Annotated in this window: 12 protein-coding genes and 1 tRNA gene; 7 read left to right on the forward strand and 6 right to left on the reverse strand. The window is 63.9% G+C overall.

Annotation, left to right across the window (positions count from 1 at the left end; genetic code table 11):
- Positions 1-2: 2 nt before the first annotated feature.
- The 3 genes from QMG28_RS02500 to QMG28_RS02510 all read right to left on the reverse strand — a co-directional run bounded on the left by QMG28_RS02500 (position 3) and on the right by QMG28_RS02510 (position 3,477).
- On the reverse strand, positions 3-1,436 hold the full coding sequence (locus QMG28_RS02500) for an NAD(P)-dependent oxidoreductase (RefSeq protein WP_281840587.1): 1,434 nt from the start codon (positions 1,434-1,436) through the stop codon (positions 3-5).
- A gap of 223 nt (positions 1,437-1,659) precedes the next feature.
- Complete coding sequence (locus QMG28_RS02505) at positions 1,660-2,454, reverse strand: undecaprenyl-diphosphate phosphatase (protein WP_281840588.1); 795 nt, start codon at positions 2,452-2,454, stop codon at positions 1,660-1,662.
- A 42-nt stretch (positions 2,455-2,496) separates the two neighbouring features.
- Complete coding sequence (locus tag QMG28_RS02510; protein ID WP_281840589.1) at positions 2,497-3,477, reverse strand: complex I NDUFA9 subunit family protein; 981 nt, start codon at positions 3,475-3,477, stop codon at positions 2,497-2,499.
- Between the two features lie 141 nt (positions 3,478-3,618).
- Here QMG28_RS02510 and QMG28_RS02515 point away from each other — a divergent pair.
- Positions 3,619-3,705 (forward strand) — tRNA-Leu (locus QMG28_RS02515).
- 57 nt (positions 3,706-3,762) lie between these two features.
- Here QMG28_RS02515 and QMG28_RS02520 read toward each other — a convergent pair.
- Positions 3,763-4,200: a MarR family winged helix-turn-helix transcriptional regulator gene (locus QMG28_RS02520; protein WP_281840590.1), complete on the reverse strand. Its 438-nt coding sequence runs from the start codon at positions 4,198-4,200 to the stop codon at positions 3,763-3,765.
- Between the two features lie 162 nt (positions 4,201-4,362).
- Here QMG28_RS02520 and QMG28_RS02525 point away from each other — a divergent pair, with 162 nt between their 5' ends.
- From QMG28_RS02525 to QMG28_RS02545, 5 genes are all read left to right on the forward strand, one after another.
- The gene (locus QMG28_RS02525; protein ID WP_281840591.1) at positions 4,363-6,279 is read left to right on the forward strand and encodes an FAD-dependent monooxygenase; all 1,917 of its coding nucleotides are present in this window, start codon (positions 4,363-4,365) and stop codon (positions 6,277-6,279) included.
- A gap of 521 nt (positions 6,280-6,800) precedes the next feature.
- Positions 6,801-7,790 (forward strand): TRAP transporter substrate-binding protein, encoded by a 990-nt coding sequence (locus tag QMG28_RS02530; protein ID WP_281840592.1) that lies wholly within the window; start codon positions 6,801-6,803, stop codon positions 7,788-7,790.
- A gap of 5 nt (positions 7,791-7,795) precedes the next feature.
- Positions 7,796-8,317 (forward strand): TRAP transporter small permease, encoded by a 522-nt coding sequence (locus QMG28_RS02535; protein ID WP_281840593.1) that lies wholly within the window; start codon positions 7,796-7,798, stop codon positions 8,315-8,317.
- On the forward strand, positions 8,310-9,611 hold the full coding sequence (locus tag QMG28_RS02540; protein WP_281840594.1) for a TRAP transporter large permease: 1,302 nt from the start codon (positions 8,310-8,312) through the stop codon (positions 9,609-9,611). The genes QMG28_RS02535 and QMG28_RS02540 overlap by 8 nt, the downstream gene beginning before the upstream one ends.
- A 106-nt stretch (positions 9,612-9,717) precedes the next feature.
- The gene (locus tag QMG28_RS02545) at positions 9,718-11,103 is read left to right on the forward strand and encodes a phosphohexomutase domain-containing protein (protein ID WP_281840595.1); all 1,386 of its coding nucleotides are present in this window, start codon (positions 9,718-9,720) and stop codon (positions 11,101-11,103) included.
- A gap of 6 nt (positions 11,104-11,109) precedes the next feature.
- Here the strand turns inward: QMG28_RS02545 and QMG28_RS02550 are convergent, their stop codons facing one another.
- Complete coding sequence (locus QMG28_RS02550) at positions 11,110-12,540, reverse strand: M12 family metallopeptidase (RefSeq protein WP_281840596.1); 1,431 nt, start codon at positions 12,538-12,540, stop codon at positions 11,110-11,112.
- Positions 12,541-12,763: 223 nt separating this feature from the next.
- On the opposite strand from QMG28_RS02550, the gene QMG28_RS02555 reads away from it, so the two are divergent.
- Entirely contained in the window at positions 12,764-13,753 is a 990-nt protein-coding gene (locus tag QMG28_RS02555) for a LacI family DNA-binding transcriptional regulator (RefSeq protein ID WP_281840597.1), read from the forward strand.
- A 3-nt stretch (positions 13,754-13,756) separates the two neighbouring features.
- Here the strand turns inward: QMG28_RS02555 and QMG28_RS02560 are convergent, their stop codons facing one another.
- Positions 13,757-14,635 (reverse strand): methylenetetrahydrofolate reductase, encoded by an 879-nt coding sequence (locus tag QMG28_RS02560; RefSeq protein ID WP_281840598.1) that lies wholly within the window; start codon positions 14,633-14,635, stop codon positions 13,757-13,759.
- Positions 14,636-14,643 lie beyond the last annotated feature (8 nt).

The following is a 14,643-nucleotide window of genomic DNA, read 5'->3' on the forward strand; positions in this document are numbered from 1 at the left end:
GATCATTCCGCTGCAACGGCCTGCGCCGCCTTGAAATCGGCAAGGATCGCGCTGGCGGAGTCGCGCCCGTCCTTGATCGCCCAGACCACCAGCGAGGCGCCGCGCACGATGTCGCCCGCGGCGTAGACATCGGCAAGAGACGTGGCCCCGGTGCGGAAATCGGCCTGAACGGTGCCCCAGCGGGTCACCGGCAGTTCGGGTTCGGCCCAGGCTTCGGGCAGGTCTTCCGGCTCGAAGCCGAGCGCCTTGATCACCAGATCCGCCTCTTCGGTGTAGTCCGAACCTTCGATCGGCTCGGGGCTCTGGCGGCCCGAAGCGTCGGGATCGCCGAGGCGCATCTTCTGCACCACCACGCCGCTCACCGGCTCGCCGGAAAAAGCGACGGGGTTGGAGAGCCAGACGAAATCCACGCCCTCCTCTTCGGCATTCGCCACCTCGCGCTGCGAGCCGGGCATGTTGGCGCGGTCGCGGCGGTAGAGGCATTTGACGCTGGTGGCGCCCTGGCGGATGGCCGTGCGCACGCAGTCCATCGCCGTGTCGCCGCCGCCGATCACCACCACCTTCTTGCCTTTGGCGTTGAGCGTGCCGTTGTCGTACTCTTCCACCTCGTCGCCAAAGCCGACCTTGTTGGAGGCGATCAGGTAGTCGATGGCGCGCACGATGCCGGTGGCGCCGGAACCCGGCCCCCTGAGATCGCGCGTCTTGTAGACGCCGTTGGCGATCAGCACTGCATCGTGCTGGCCACGGATCGCCTGGAACGAAATGTCTTCGCCGACGTTGCAGTTCATCACGAATTTCACGCCGGCTTTTTCGAGCTGGTCGACACGGCGCATCACCACGTCTTTCTCCAGCTTGAAGCCGGGGATGCCGTAGGTGAGCAGCCCGCCGGCGCGGTCGTGGCGGTCATAGATCGTCACCTGCACACCGGCGCGGCGCAGCACGTCGGCGGCGGCGAGGCCCGCCGGGCCGGCGCCGATGATGCCCACGCTCTCGCTGCGGTCGGCGAGCGGCACGATATCCTCGACCCAGCCCTGCTCCCAGGCCGTGTCGGTGATGTATTTCTCGACCGAGCCGATGGTCACGGTGCCGTGGCCCGATTGCTCGATCACGCAATTGCCTTCGCAAAGCCGGTCCTGCGGGCAGATGCGGCCGCAGATCTCGGGGAAGGTGTTGGTGGCCTGGCTCAGCTCATAAGCTTCCTTGAGCCGGCCCATCGCCGTCATCCGCAGCCAGTCGGGGATGTTGTTGTGCAGCGGGCAGTGCGATTGGCAATAGGGCACGCCGCATTGCGAGCAACGCGATGCCTGTTCCGCCGCCTTCGCTTCGGCGAATTCCGCGTAGATCTCGTTGAAATCGTGGTTGCGCACATCCGCCGCCCGCTTCTCGGGCATGTCACGGCCGATATCCACGAATTTCAGCATCGGCTGCTTGGCCATCTTTCCGCCTCCGTATACCTTTGGAGCGCCTCTTTAGCAGGGTTGGTGAAAAAGAAAAGGCAAAAGTGCTGACCTAAAATCGCGCCAAATTGGCACATGCTGCGGAAATTCGATGGCAGAAGCCCGAGATAAGGTCAGTAATTATGACTAATATCACGTGAAGGTGCAGAAAAACAAGGCGATTTCGCCAGGCGAAAAACGAATCAACACGTGACTGAAGCGGTCAGACCACCAGGCCCATCGCGGCCAGGCCCAGCAAGACCCCGCCGAAAACGAGCCGGTAGATGGCAAATGCCGTAAACCGGTGTGACTGGATGAAGCCGAGCAGCCATTTGACCGAGATGAATGCGGTAACCGTTGAAACGACGAAGGCAACGCCAAGTGCCGTCCAGTCTTCATTCACGCCGCCGCTGCCGATCTGCTTGAAAAGCTCATAGCCGCTCGCCGCATACATGGTCGGGATGCCGACGAGAAAGGCGAACTCGGTTGCCGCCGCGCGGTTCGAGGTGCCCAGCAGCATCGCGGCGAAGATCGTGGCGCCGGAGCGCGATGTGCCGGGAAAGATACCGGCGATGATCTGCGCCACGCCAACAGCGATGGCGACCCGCCACAGGATGACGGCGCGGTCTTCCTGCTTGCCGGCCAGCCATTCCGCCACGATCATCCAGACCCCGCCCAGCACCAGCGCCCAGGCGACCGGCTGCACCGTGGTGGGCAGTTCGAAGCCCAGCCTCTTGACCACGAGGCCGAGCACCGCCGTGATGAGGAAGGCGACGGTGAGCTTGAGCAGATAGTCCCGGTTTTCGGGATCGTTCCAGCCGGTGAGAAGGCCGACGATCCGCTTCCAGTAGATCAGCGTCACCGCCAGGATCGCCCCGGCCTGGATCACGATATTATAGGTGTCGGACCGGGCGCCCAGCCATTGCTCCGCAAGCAGCAGGTGGCCGGTGCTTGAAATCGGCAGAAACTCGGTCACCCCCTCGATCACGCCAAGGAGCAGGTCGGGCCAATAGGTCACTACATCATGCTCCGTTTATGGCGCTGGGGAGGGGTGGGCCGGTCAGACTTTCAGGTTCTTCGCCGATGCCTTGATTGCCGCATACTGGCCCGAGACGCGGAAACGCCACAGATAGCCCGGCAGCACGGTCGACATCGCATGTGGGTCGATCCCCAGAGTGTCGAAGCCTTTCGCACCGTCGCTGACCACATTGTCATGCGCCAGCGTTCTCACCTGATCGACGGTGAGCGGCGATCTGATCAGCCCGCCGGAAAGCGATTGCCAGAGGTCGAACCACCAGGCGAAGAACCGGGCGAGGCCGAAGGGCAGGTTCACGATCAGACGGCGGCGTTCGATGATCGCCAGCATGTCCTGCATCAGCGTGCGGAAGGTCTTAACGTCCGGACCGCCAAGCTCGTAGATGCCCGGCTTTGCCGCGCCGGTCGCGCCCATTTCGGCCGCCTCGGCCACATCCTCGACGAAGACGGGCTGGAATTTCGTGTTGCCGCCGACGATGGGCAGCACCGGGCTCAGCCGGGTCATACCGGCGAAACGGTTGAAGAACTGGTCTTCGAGGCCAAAAATCACCGACGGACGCAGGATCACCGCGTTGGGGAAGTGCCCAAGCACGCCCGCCTCGCCCAGCCCCTTGGTGGTGGCATAGAGCGAGTCCGCCGCCGGATCGGCGCCGATGGCGGAGATATGCACGAGCGTGGCAACGCCCCGCGCCGCGGCGAGCCGGGCGATGCGCTCGGCTGCTTCGTGCTGCACGGCGTCGAAGTTGTTCTTGCCGCCCTTGTCGAAGGTGCCCACGCAGTTGATCACCGCATCGGCCCCGTCCATCGTCTGCATCACCGAGGCTTCGTTGCGCACATTGCACAGCACCGGCTCGACCTGGCCGACCGCGCCATAGGTGCGCACATAGAGCGCCTCGTTCGGCCGCCGCACGGCGACCCGCACCCGCCAGCCCGCACGCGCCATCCGGTGGGCGATATAGCGCCCGACAAAACCCGATCCGCCATAGATGGTCACAAGTTTCGACATGCCCGTCTCCCCGGTTTTACCGGGTCCCTGAATAGCCCCGTGTCCCGCATGGGACAAGGCGCAAACGCCCTGAAACCTTTTGGCGCGAATCCCGTTGACACGCCCGGCGGCTGGCCTTACATCGCGGCTCCACGCACCTGTGCCCAGGTGGCGGAATTGGTAGACGCGCTGGTTTCAGGTACCAGTGACTTAACGGTCGTGGAGGTTCGAGTCCTCTCCTGGGCACCATTTCCCCTGATATGACACAGCTTTGCGCCGGCGCCCGGTGGCCCGCTCCGTGAACCTTCAGCCGGTTTGGTCCGGGAGGCTGCCGATGGCTTTTCGCGCAAGGCGCAGGAAGGTCTGGCGCTCCGCGTCATCGAGGCCGGTGAGGATTTCTTCCTGCAAGGCGGTGACCACGGGCAGGATCTCGTCCAGAACCTCCTGACCCCGGTCCGTCAGCCGGACCTCGCGCGCGCGCCGGTCTCGTTTGGAGACGTTGCGCGCGACGAAGCCCTTCTGCTCCAGCCGGTCGATCACGCCGCCGATGGTGGCGCGGTCATAGGCGATATGGGCGGCGACGCTGGCCTGGTCGATCCCCGGATGGGTGGCGATTGCATCCATCGCGGCGAACTGCACGGGGGTGAGGTCGAGCCCGGCTTCCTGCATGTGCTGAGAGAAGACATGCGTCGAAACCTGGTTCAGCCGCCGAATCAGATGCCCGGCCATTCCGTGCGCTTTCATCGCGGCCCTCCCCTTGGTGATCCGCCTAAACCTATGTGATAACGGTATCTTCTGGAAAATAGTTTGTATACATATTTTCCGTTGACCGCAAATAGTAAGTATAGCTATTAATTGCTGCACCGAAACAGGAGCCTTTGCGGCGCGCGACAGGGAGGAACGAGGATGCAATTCTATGTGGACGGTTTTCGGGGCGGTGATCCCGATATCAAGAACGCAGCCGCCTGCCGGCGGGATCGCGGGCCGCATGCGCCGCTGCCCGAAAAGGTCGATGTGCTGATCGCCGGCACCGGGCCAGCGGGCCTGTGCCTCGCCGCGCAGCTTGCCCAGTTCCCCGAGATCGAGACGATGATCGTCGAGCGCGATCCGCGCAACATCTCGAAGGGTAAGGCGGACGGCATCAATACCCGCACGATGGAGATGTTTCAGGCCTTCGGCTTCGCCGAGAAGGTGAAGCGCGAAAGCTACTGGGTGAATCAGACCAATTTCTGGATGCCCGACCCCGACAACAAGGGCCATATCAAGCGCATCGGCCGGGTGCAGGACGTTGCCGATGACAGCTCCGAGATGCCGCATATCCTGATCAACCAGGCCCGGCTGCACCAGTTGTTCCTCGACGTGATGAAGAATGCGCCCACGCGGCTTGAGCCGGATTACAGCCTTGCCGTGCGCGATCTCACCGTCGACCCCACCGCTGACGAATACCCGGTGACCGTTACGCTCGAAGATACCGGCGTGAACTGGGGCCAGACCCATACCGTGCGCGCCAATTACGTGGTCGGCTGCGACGGGGCGCGCTCGGCCGTGCGCAAGGCCATTGGTGGCGAGCTGCATGGCGACGCGGCGCATCAGGCCTGGGGCGTGATGGACATTCTCGCCAATACCGACTTCCCCGATGTGCGCCAGAAATGTCTGATCGCCTCGGAAAACGAGGGCAACATCCTGATCCTGCCGCGCGAGGGTGGCTATCTGTTCCGCATGTATGTGGAACTGTCCAAGCTCAACCCCGATGAGCGGGTGGCCGAGCGCGGCTTCACGCAGGACGACATGATCGCCGCCGCCAACCGGATCATGGCCCCCTATACGATCGACGTGAAAGAGGTGGTCTGGTGGTCGATCTACGAGATCGGCCACCGGATGACCGACCGGTTCGACGATGTGACCGAAGGCGAAGACCGGGCGCCGCGCGTGTTTACGGCGGGCGATGCCTGCCACACCCACAGCCCGAAAGCCGGGCAGGGGATGAACGTTTCGATGCAGGACACGTTCAATCTCGGCTGGAAGCTGGCGCATGTGCTGCAGGGCCGGGCCGATGCGCGCCTGCTTCACTCCTATTCCGCCGAGCGCTGGGCGGAGGCGAAGCGGCTGGTCGATACCGACCACGAATGGGCGCGGATCATGTCGGCGCCGCCGGGCGAAAGCATGCTCGACGAGGGTGGCGAGCCGCGCATCGTCAGCCAGTTCAAGGCCAACCTCGAATTTACCGGCGGCCTTGCAGTGAAATACAACGAATCCGCCCTGATCGCTCCGGCGACCCATCAGGCGCTGGCGACGGGCGAAGAGATCGGCCGCCGCTTCCATTCGGCGCCCGTGGTGCGGGTGGCGGATGCCAAGCAGATGCAGCTTGGCCATGTCGCCGAGGCCGATGCCCGCTGGCGCATCTATGCCTTTGCCGGGGCGGGCGATGCGGGCGGTGACGGTTCGGCGATCCGCAAGCTGGCCGACTGGCTGGAGCGCGATCCGGCCTCGCCGGTGGTCAAATACACCCGCAAGGACGAAGACATCGACGGGCTGATCGACCTGCGGGCGGTGTTCCAGCACACCTTCGACGAACTCGACTACAGCCAGATGCCGTCGCTCCTGAAGCCGACGAAAGGCGCGCTCGGCGTGCAGGACCATGAGAAGGTCTTCTGCCTCGATCACAAGGGTCTGGGCGACATCTACGACATGCGCGGGATCGACCGGGAGAAGGGCTGCATGATCGTGGTGCGGCCCGACCAGTACATCGCCAACATTCTGCCGCTGGACGGCTACGACGAGCTGGCGGCGTTCTTTGGCGGAATTCTGGTTCCGGCAACCTGAGGCCCGCCTCGGCCAGCGCTACGGTACGGCGCCCGGAGATCGGGCGCCGTTCTGCATTGGGTCACTTGGGCCCACAGGCCCGTGACGGACATTTCGTCGCACAGGCAATGTTCAGAAATCCGAACACCACCTCCAAATATCGGAAATTGTCTGATAGGGTGGACCAATATATTATCGTCGGAATGGGGGGAATCGCCGGGTTCCGGCAGTGGTTGCGCCGAATATTTTCCCATATATGGAATACATTAGCGGCATGGCGCCGGGGTCGGCGTGGGATCGGCGCTTCGCAATCGTCAATAGCCGGGCCGGATCCCCTGTGCCGCGATCGTGAAAGATGCCGGCGGGGAACGCGGGTTGACGGCAGCGGCGAACGGCCTCATCCAGAGCCGCGATTGGATTTAGGGGTCTGCCATGCGCGCGCGCCCGGTCAGGGTCGCAGCGCCGGTGGCGGCAAGCTTGGAGAAGTGGACGGGGCCTGACGGCCTGTCCGGGGACTAGCAATCAACCCAGGGAGAAACGCAATGGGTATCTTCGCAAAACTCAACGGGGCGGCGCTTGCGCTTGGCATGATCGCCACGGCTGCGCATGCGACCGAACTGAAGCTGGCGGATTTCCAGCCGCCTACCCACTTCGTGGTCGACAATGTCTATACCCCCTTCGCCGAAGCCGTCTCGGCGGCGACGGGCGGCGACGTGACCGTGAAGGTGTTCATGGGTGGCGAACTGGGGCCGGGCCCGGCCGAGCAATATAATCGCGTGGTCGATGGCGTGGCCGATATCGCCTTCAGCCTGCCGGGCTACACCGCCTCGAACTTCCCGATGACGCTGCTGACCGAACTGCCCGGCGTGATCGACGCCGAGACCGGCACCAGCCGCATCCTGGCCAATATCGACATGCTGTCGGATGAATACCGCCGCGTGGTGCTGGTGGGCCTGTGGAACAACGCGCCCAACCTGCTGCTCATGGCCGAGAAGCCGGTGCACAGCATGGACGACCTCGCCGGGCTCAACATCCGCGTGCCCTCGCGCAATGCCGGCCTGATCGTGCAGGCCTGGGGCGCCAACCCGGTTTCGATGCCGGCGCCGGAAATCTACAACGCGATGCAAACCGGCGTGCTTGATGGCGCGATGATCGACGCCACCGCGCTTGGCGCGTTCAAGCTCGGCGAAGTCACCACATACGTGACGCAGGGCATGGATACGACGATTTCGGACTTCTTCATGATCATGAACCGCGATGTGTTCAACGATCTCGACGAGACCGCGCAGGCCGCCATTCTCGAAGCCGGCCAGGCTGCCTCGCTCAACGGTAACGCTGCCTGGCTCGGCGTTGCCGGCGGCGCGCTCGACGGGTTCGGCGCGACCGAGGGCAAGGAAGTGATCACCCTCTCCGACGAAGAAGCCGCCAGGTTCAACGCAGCCTCCGCCGAAGCGGTGACCCAGATCCTCGCCGAGGCCGAAGCCGCCGGGATGCCGGCGCAGGCTTTCGTGGACGCCCTGAAGGCCGACTGAGCGAGATGCGCTTTACCTCAATACCGGCCTGGTCGAACCTGTTCGGCCGGGCCACTCTGGTCCTCGCCTGGGTAGCGGGGGCCTTCCTGCTTTTCATGATGGCGCTGATCGCCAGCGCCGTGATCATGCGCTACGTGGTCGGGCAGCCCATTCTTGGCGTGAACGAGATCGTTCAGCTCACCGCGGTTGCGATTGCGATGCTCGCCCTGCCTTACGCGACGCATGAAAGCATCCATGTGCGCGCCGATCTGTTCGATCCGGCGCTTGGCCGCTGGGGGCGCTTCATCGGCGATATCATAACCCGCATCCTGTCGATCGTGACGCTGTGGTATCTGGTTGGCCGCGCCTGGGCCAAGGCGCTGGACGCGCATGAGTTCGGCGACAGTACCAATATGCTGAACATGCCGATCTGGCCGTTCTATGGCTTGCTGACCCTCGGCATGGCCCTGTGCATCGTGATTTTCGCACTGCAGCTTGCCACCGTCATCACGACCGGGCGGCCTTTCGGAGAGCGCAAGAATGACTGACCTTTCCCTGGGCATACTCGGTTTCGTCGGCTTGTTCGCCCTGATGGTCCTGCGTACTCCGGTGGCCTTCGCCATGTTGCTGACCGGCTTCTTCGGCACCTGGATTCTGGAAGGATTGCGGCGCGCCAGCGCTGTGCTGATGACCGAGTCCTATTCGGCGGTGGCGAATTATTCGCTGATCGTTATCCCGATGTTCATCCTGCTCGGCAACGTCGCTGCCGCCAGCGGCTTCTCGCGCGGGCTCTACGATGCGGCACATGCCTGGGTTGGCCGGTTTCGCGGCGGACTCGCCTCGGCATCGGTGATCGGCTGTGCCGCGTTTTCGGCGGTATCCGGCTCGTCCGTCGCCACGGCGGTGACCATCGGCAAGGTTGCCCTGCCGGAGATGAAGCGGCTGGGCTACGGCCCGGCGCTCTCGACCGGGTCGATTGCCGCAGGCGGCACGCTCGGCTTTCTGATCCCGCCTTCGACCGGCTTCGTGATCTACGCAATCCTGACCGAAGAATCGATTGGCCGGCTGTTCATGGCGGGGATTCTGCCGGGGTTTCTGATGATGACGCTGTTCATCGGCGCGATCTGGGTGATGACATTGCGCAACCCCGAGGCCGGTCCGCGCGGCGAGGCGGTGCCGTTCACCCAACGTTTCGCGCTGCTCCTGAAAGCCGCGCCGCTGATCACCGTCATCGTGGTTTCGATCGGGGGCATCTATCTCGGTGTCTTCACCCCGGTGGAAGCCTCGGGCATCGGCGCCGGGCTGACCATTCTGCTGGCCTTCGCCACCCGCAGCCTGTCGCTGTCGGGGCTTGGCAAGGCTGTGCTCGAAACCGTCGCCACTTCGACGATGCTCTACATGATCGTGATCGGGGCGAACGTGCTGAACCCGTTCCTCGCGCTCACGGGCATTCCCGAGGGGCTTGGCAATGGCCTCGCTGCGCTGGGCCTCGGCCCCTATGGCACGCTGATCGTGATCCTGCTCAGCTATCTCGTGCTCGGCATGTTCCTCGACGGGCTGGCGATGCTGGTGATCACCGTGCCGATCTACTTCCCGGTGATCATGGCGCTTGGCTTCGACCCGATCTGGTTTGGCGTCGTGGTGGTCATCGTCGTCGAGATGGGGATGATCACGCCGCCGGTCGGGCTCAACGTTTTCGTGGTCCGCAACGTGGCTCAGAACGTGGCGCTTCGCACCGTGTTCCGGGGTGTCACGCCGTTCCTGATCGCGATGATCCTGTGTCTTGCGCTGATCATCTCGATCCCCGATATCGCGCTGCTGATCCCGAACTCGATGTTCTAGCAGGGCACGCCGGTGGCGGGCGATGCGTCGCCCGCCTTCCGGCGTGACCCGCGCTGGCTTGGGTGCTATGCCGGTCCGGTGCCCCGGCAAAAGGATAGCTTGCGATATGACGACACATTCGGGCGCTGCGCCACTTAGCTGTTTCAAGGTCTACGATATCCGCGGAAAGCTGGGGGAGAACCTCGATGAGGAGATCGCCCGCCGGATCGGCGCGGCTTTCGCGGTGGCGCTCGGGGCAAAGCGCGTGGTGCTCGGCCGCGACATTCGGGCCTCGTCCGAGAGCCTCGCGGCGGCGGTGGCCGAGGGGCTGACCGCGCAAGGCGCCGACGTGCTCGATCTGGGCCTGTCCGGCACCGAAGAGATGTATTTCGCCACCACGCATTTCGCGGCGGATGGCGGGATCTGCGTCACCGCCTCGCACAATCCGATGGATTACAACGGGATGAAGATGGTCAAGGCCGGCTCGGCGCCGCTGGACCCGGCAACCGAACTGAGCCGGGTGAAGGCGCTGGCCGAGGCGAATGACTTTGCGGCCGCGCCGGCGCCGGGCAAGGTGCGCCCCGCCGAGGGTGCGCGCGCGGCTTATGTGGAGCGGGTGATGTCCTTCGTGGATGTCTCGGCGCTGCGCCCGCTCAGGCTGCTGGTGAATGCCGGCAACGGTGCGGCGGGGCCGACCTTTGACGCGATCTGGGAGCGCCTCATCGCGGCGGGTGCGCCCCTGACCGTAGAGCGGCTCTATCACGAGCCGGACGGATCGTTCCCCAACGGTATCCCGAACCCGCTCTTGCCGGAAAACCAGCCGCCCACCGCCGACGCCGTGCGCGCGACCGGCGCCGATATCGGGATCGCCTGGGATGGCGACTTCGACAGGTGCTTTCTGTTCGATCGCGAGGGCCATATCGTGGCCGGGGAATACGTGGTGGGCCTGCTCGCCGAAGCGTTTCTGGCCAAGGAGCCGGGTGCTTCGATCGTGCACGATCCCCGGGTGGTCTGGAACACGCAGGACATCGTCGCGCAGGCGGGCGGCACGGCGGTGCAGACGCGCACCGGCCACGCCTTTCTGAAGCAGGCGATGCGCGAGACCGGGGCGGTTTATGGCGGCGAGATGAGCGCGCATCACTATTTCCGCGATTTCGTGGCCTGTGACAGTGGCATGATCCCCTGGCTTTTGGTGATCGAGCTGATGAGCCGGCGCAACCAGCCGCTGTCCGAACTGGTGGGCGGGATGCGGGCGGCCTTCCCCTCGTCGGGTGAGATCAACTTCCGTGTCGACGATGTGGCCAGGGCCCGGGCGCGGGTTGAGGCCGCCTTCGGCAACGCGGCGCAGAGCCGCGACGAGACCGATGGCCTGTCGCTCGGCTTTGGCACCTGGCGGTTCAATCTGCGTGCCTCCAACACCGAACCGCTGTTGCGCCTGAACGTCGAGGCACGGGGCGATGCGGCGCTGGTGTCGCAGAAGGTTGCGGAGTTGGCGGCGCTGATCGAGGGCTGAGCGCGGTCAGATCAGGAGGTCGGCATGCGAGATGTCGGCCAGATCCGCGCCGTGAATGATGATCCGCGTGCCGTGGTAGTCGAATTCCACCTGCAGATCGTTGGCGGTGCCGAGTTCCGAGAAATGGGCCACGGCCTGGTTCTTCGTCGAGAAACCGAAATCGGAGAGCGCAATCCGATCGGTCCTGTCCTCGAAGTCGGTGATCGTCGCCTCGCCCTGATCCGGACGAAAGACGAAGGTATCCGCCCCGAACGCGCCGGTGAGCGTGTCGGTCCCCGCCCCCGCGCTCAGGCGGTCCCTGCCCCAGCCGCCCCAGAGTTGGTCATTGCCGTTGCCGCCATAAATCACATCGTGCCCGCCCCGGCCGTAGATCACGTCGTCGCCGGGCCGGCCACGCAGCACGTTGCGAATGCTGCTGCCGAAGATGGTATCGTCCTGATTGCTTCCCAGAACGTTTTCGATGCTGAAGAAGCGGTCATTGCCCATTGCGAATTGTTCGTCGGTGGTGCCGATATCGACGGTTACGCCGGTCAGCGACAGGCCGAAACCTACCGTGTCGCGCCCGTTGCCGCCGCGAAATTCATCGTCGCCCCAGTAGTTGATGAAGCGGTCGCTGCCCTTGCCGCCACGGGCCATGTTGAAGCCGTCGCCGAGCATGAACCAGTCGTTTCCCTTCCGGCCATAGGCGATGTCGTCATAGTCGCGGCCAAAGAGCCGGTCGTTGCCGGCGCGTCCGTCGAGGATGGATTCGGTGTTCGTGCCAAGGAGCTTGTCGGCCTGGCCGGAGCCGGTGAGGTGGAAGATGTGCTGCCGGTCGTCGAACCACCAGTCCCAGTCGGGCCGCACCGCGCGGGGATTGCCGTAGATGTAGGTGAGCGCGTCGATATCCAGATGCGCAAGCGCCTGATCGTTCACCCCGTTCGAGGTGTAGGACATCAACGTATGGTCCTGGTTGTCGAGCCGGGCGACAAGCTGCAGCTCGCCGTCGAAAGGATGTTTCAGCCCCATCGCATGGCCGAGTTCATGCAGGATCGTCTCATAGGAGTAGCTGCCGGGGGCATAGTTGCCGGCGCTGTCGATCACGAGATAGCCCGATGAGGTGAAATCGCGCTCGCCGATGCCGTAATTCGCCCAGCCGCCCCAGTCGGACCCTTCGGCGTTCATCACCATGAGCATCGCGTCGCTTGGTTTGTCGACCTCGACGAAGTGAATGCCGGTAACCTTCGCGTAATGGGCGATGGCCTTGCGGAAACTGGCCTGTTGGGCGGCGGTAAAGGCCGAGTAGCCGTTGTTTTCGTAGGGCTGATACTGGTCGAGGGTGGGAACCTCGCTGTTGGTCAGGAACGCATAGGTCACGAAAACCGGCGTGCCGGTTTTCGTCATCCCGTTCCAACGATAGTCGGACAGGAGCGCGCGATAATCACTGACCAATTCCATTCCGTGGCCTTTGTGGAACGCAGAGAGGTTCCGCGATACTGACCCAAGACTCACTTTGATAAGGAATCCCGGGAATCAACAAGCCGACAATATGATATTCTTTGGACACCGTTGCATGATGATCTGCGACGAAGTGCAAACTTTACCCGTGGCAAAAAACGAGCGACACTTGGCGCGGGAGGAATGCAACATGTCTGGTCAGAGCCCGCAACGGCTTCGGAACATGAAAGAATTCTCCGAAGTTACCGGCCTTTCGCGGCCAACGGTTTCCAAATATTTTCACGATCCGGCAAGTGTCCGGCCTTCGACGCGCGCGAAGATCGAAACCGCGCTCAAGAAATACGATTACTTACCGAACTTCCTCGCGGTCAACCAAAACCGGCGCAACCCCAAGACAGTGGGAATCATCGTGCCGCATCTGGTGGATCCATTCTATGCCGAACTGGTCGGGCGAATCGAACGGGAGTGCATCGGCAGGGGCTACTCGGCGATCATTCAGAGCTCGCATGGTTCGCGCGATGATGAAGACCGCGCCATCGACATGATGCGCGCGCTGAATATCGGCGGTGTGATCCTGTCGCCGCTCGGCGCGGCGTCGGATCTCGGCAAGATCGAGATGCTGGCCGAGGAGGTGCCCGTGCTGCTTGTCGACAGTCACGTTGGCAAGCGCCTGCCCGCGATCACCTGCGATAATGCGCAGGGCATCGGTGTGATCGTCGAGCACCTGTGCCGCGAGGGCGCGCCGCCGGTCTATATCGACATGCCCGATGTCAACTCGACGGCAACGGAGCGGCGCGAGGCTTATATTGCCGCGATGGAGGCGAATGGGCGCGCGCCCGTGGTGCTCGGCGGCGGCCCGGTGCGTTGGGATTTCGAGCAGTTCGGCTACGAGGTCGCCCGCGCGCAACTGGTGAATGGCGGCTTCGCCTATCCGGCGGTGCTGTGCGCCAACGACCGCTTCGCAATGGGTGTGTTCAGGGCGGCCTGTGAACTGGGGCTGCGCATCGGCAAGGACGGCGATTTCCGCCTTGCCGGGCATGACGATCACCCCTTCGCCGATTTCACCTGCCCCGGCCTGACGACCGTGGCACAGGATGTGGAGGGCCTCGCGGCGGGGGCCGTGGACATGATCCTTGACCTTATGACCCGGGGCGAGACGGCCGAGCGGCTGGTGCGCCTGCCATCGCGGCTGGTGCTGCGCGACTCGGCCTGAGGCTCAGGCCGTCTTTTCGGCGATCCAGTCGGCGCTGGCGCGGATGCCGCCGAGCGGGAACACATGGGCCTGCGCGATCAGGCTGCCGGGGTGTTCCGCCTTGTGGGTGGCGAGGGCCGTCAGAACCTCGGTCGGCTCGAATGGCTTGAGCAGCTTGGTGAGGTCTTTCGCCCGTTTCTGAAGCACCCCGAGCGACGGGCCGACGCCACAGGCCACGGCATATTTGATCAGCGTCTGCAGTTTGGCGGGGCCGGCCACGCCAACATGGATCGGCAGGGTAATTCCGCGTGCCTTGAGCCGGTCGGCCCAGTCGATCACCGGCGTCGCATCGAAGGCGAACTGGGTGGCGATGGCCATTTCGGTGCCGGTCTTCTTGGCATAGGCCTGCTTCCAGTCCAGCGCGGCGTCGACCAGCTCGGTGCTGCCCTTCGGGTCGATATCGGCATTGCCTTCCGGGTGACCGGCGACGTGCAGGCGCTTATAGCCGTGTTTTTCGAACAGACCGGTTTCGAGGAGCTGCATCGAACTGTCGAACGTGCCTTCGGGCTTCGCCAGCCCGCCCGCAAGAACCAGCGCCGAGCTTACGCCCGCCTCGCCGGCATAGCGCTTGATCCAGTCTTCCAGCATGGCCTGATCCGAGATGATCCGGGCCGGGAAATGCGGCATCGCCTCGAACCCGTCGGCGCTGAGCCGCTTCGCCGTCGCCACCATCTCGTCAATCGGCGTGCCCTCGATATGGGCGACGTAAACCCGGCTGCCCGGCGCGAGCAGCGGTTTGAAATCGTCGATCTTCGCGGCTGTGCGCGGCATCACCTCGATCGACACGCCTTCAAGGAAGGCCTTGAGCGGGCTCGCCGCGTTCACGATGTTCACCACGGACATAGTCTCCT

The sequence above is a fragment of the Sinisalibacter aestuarii genome, assembly GCF_027923545.1.
Lineage (GTDB): Bacteria > Pseudomonadota > Alphaproteobacteria > Rhodobacterales > Rhodobacteraceae > Sinisalibacter > Sinisalibacter aestuarii.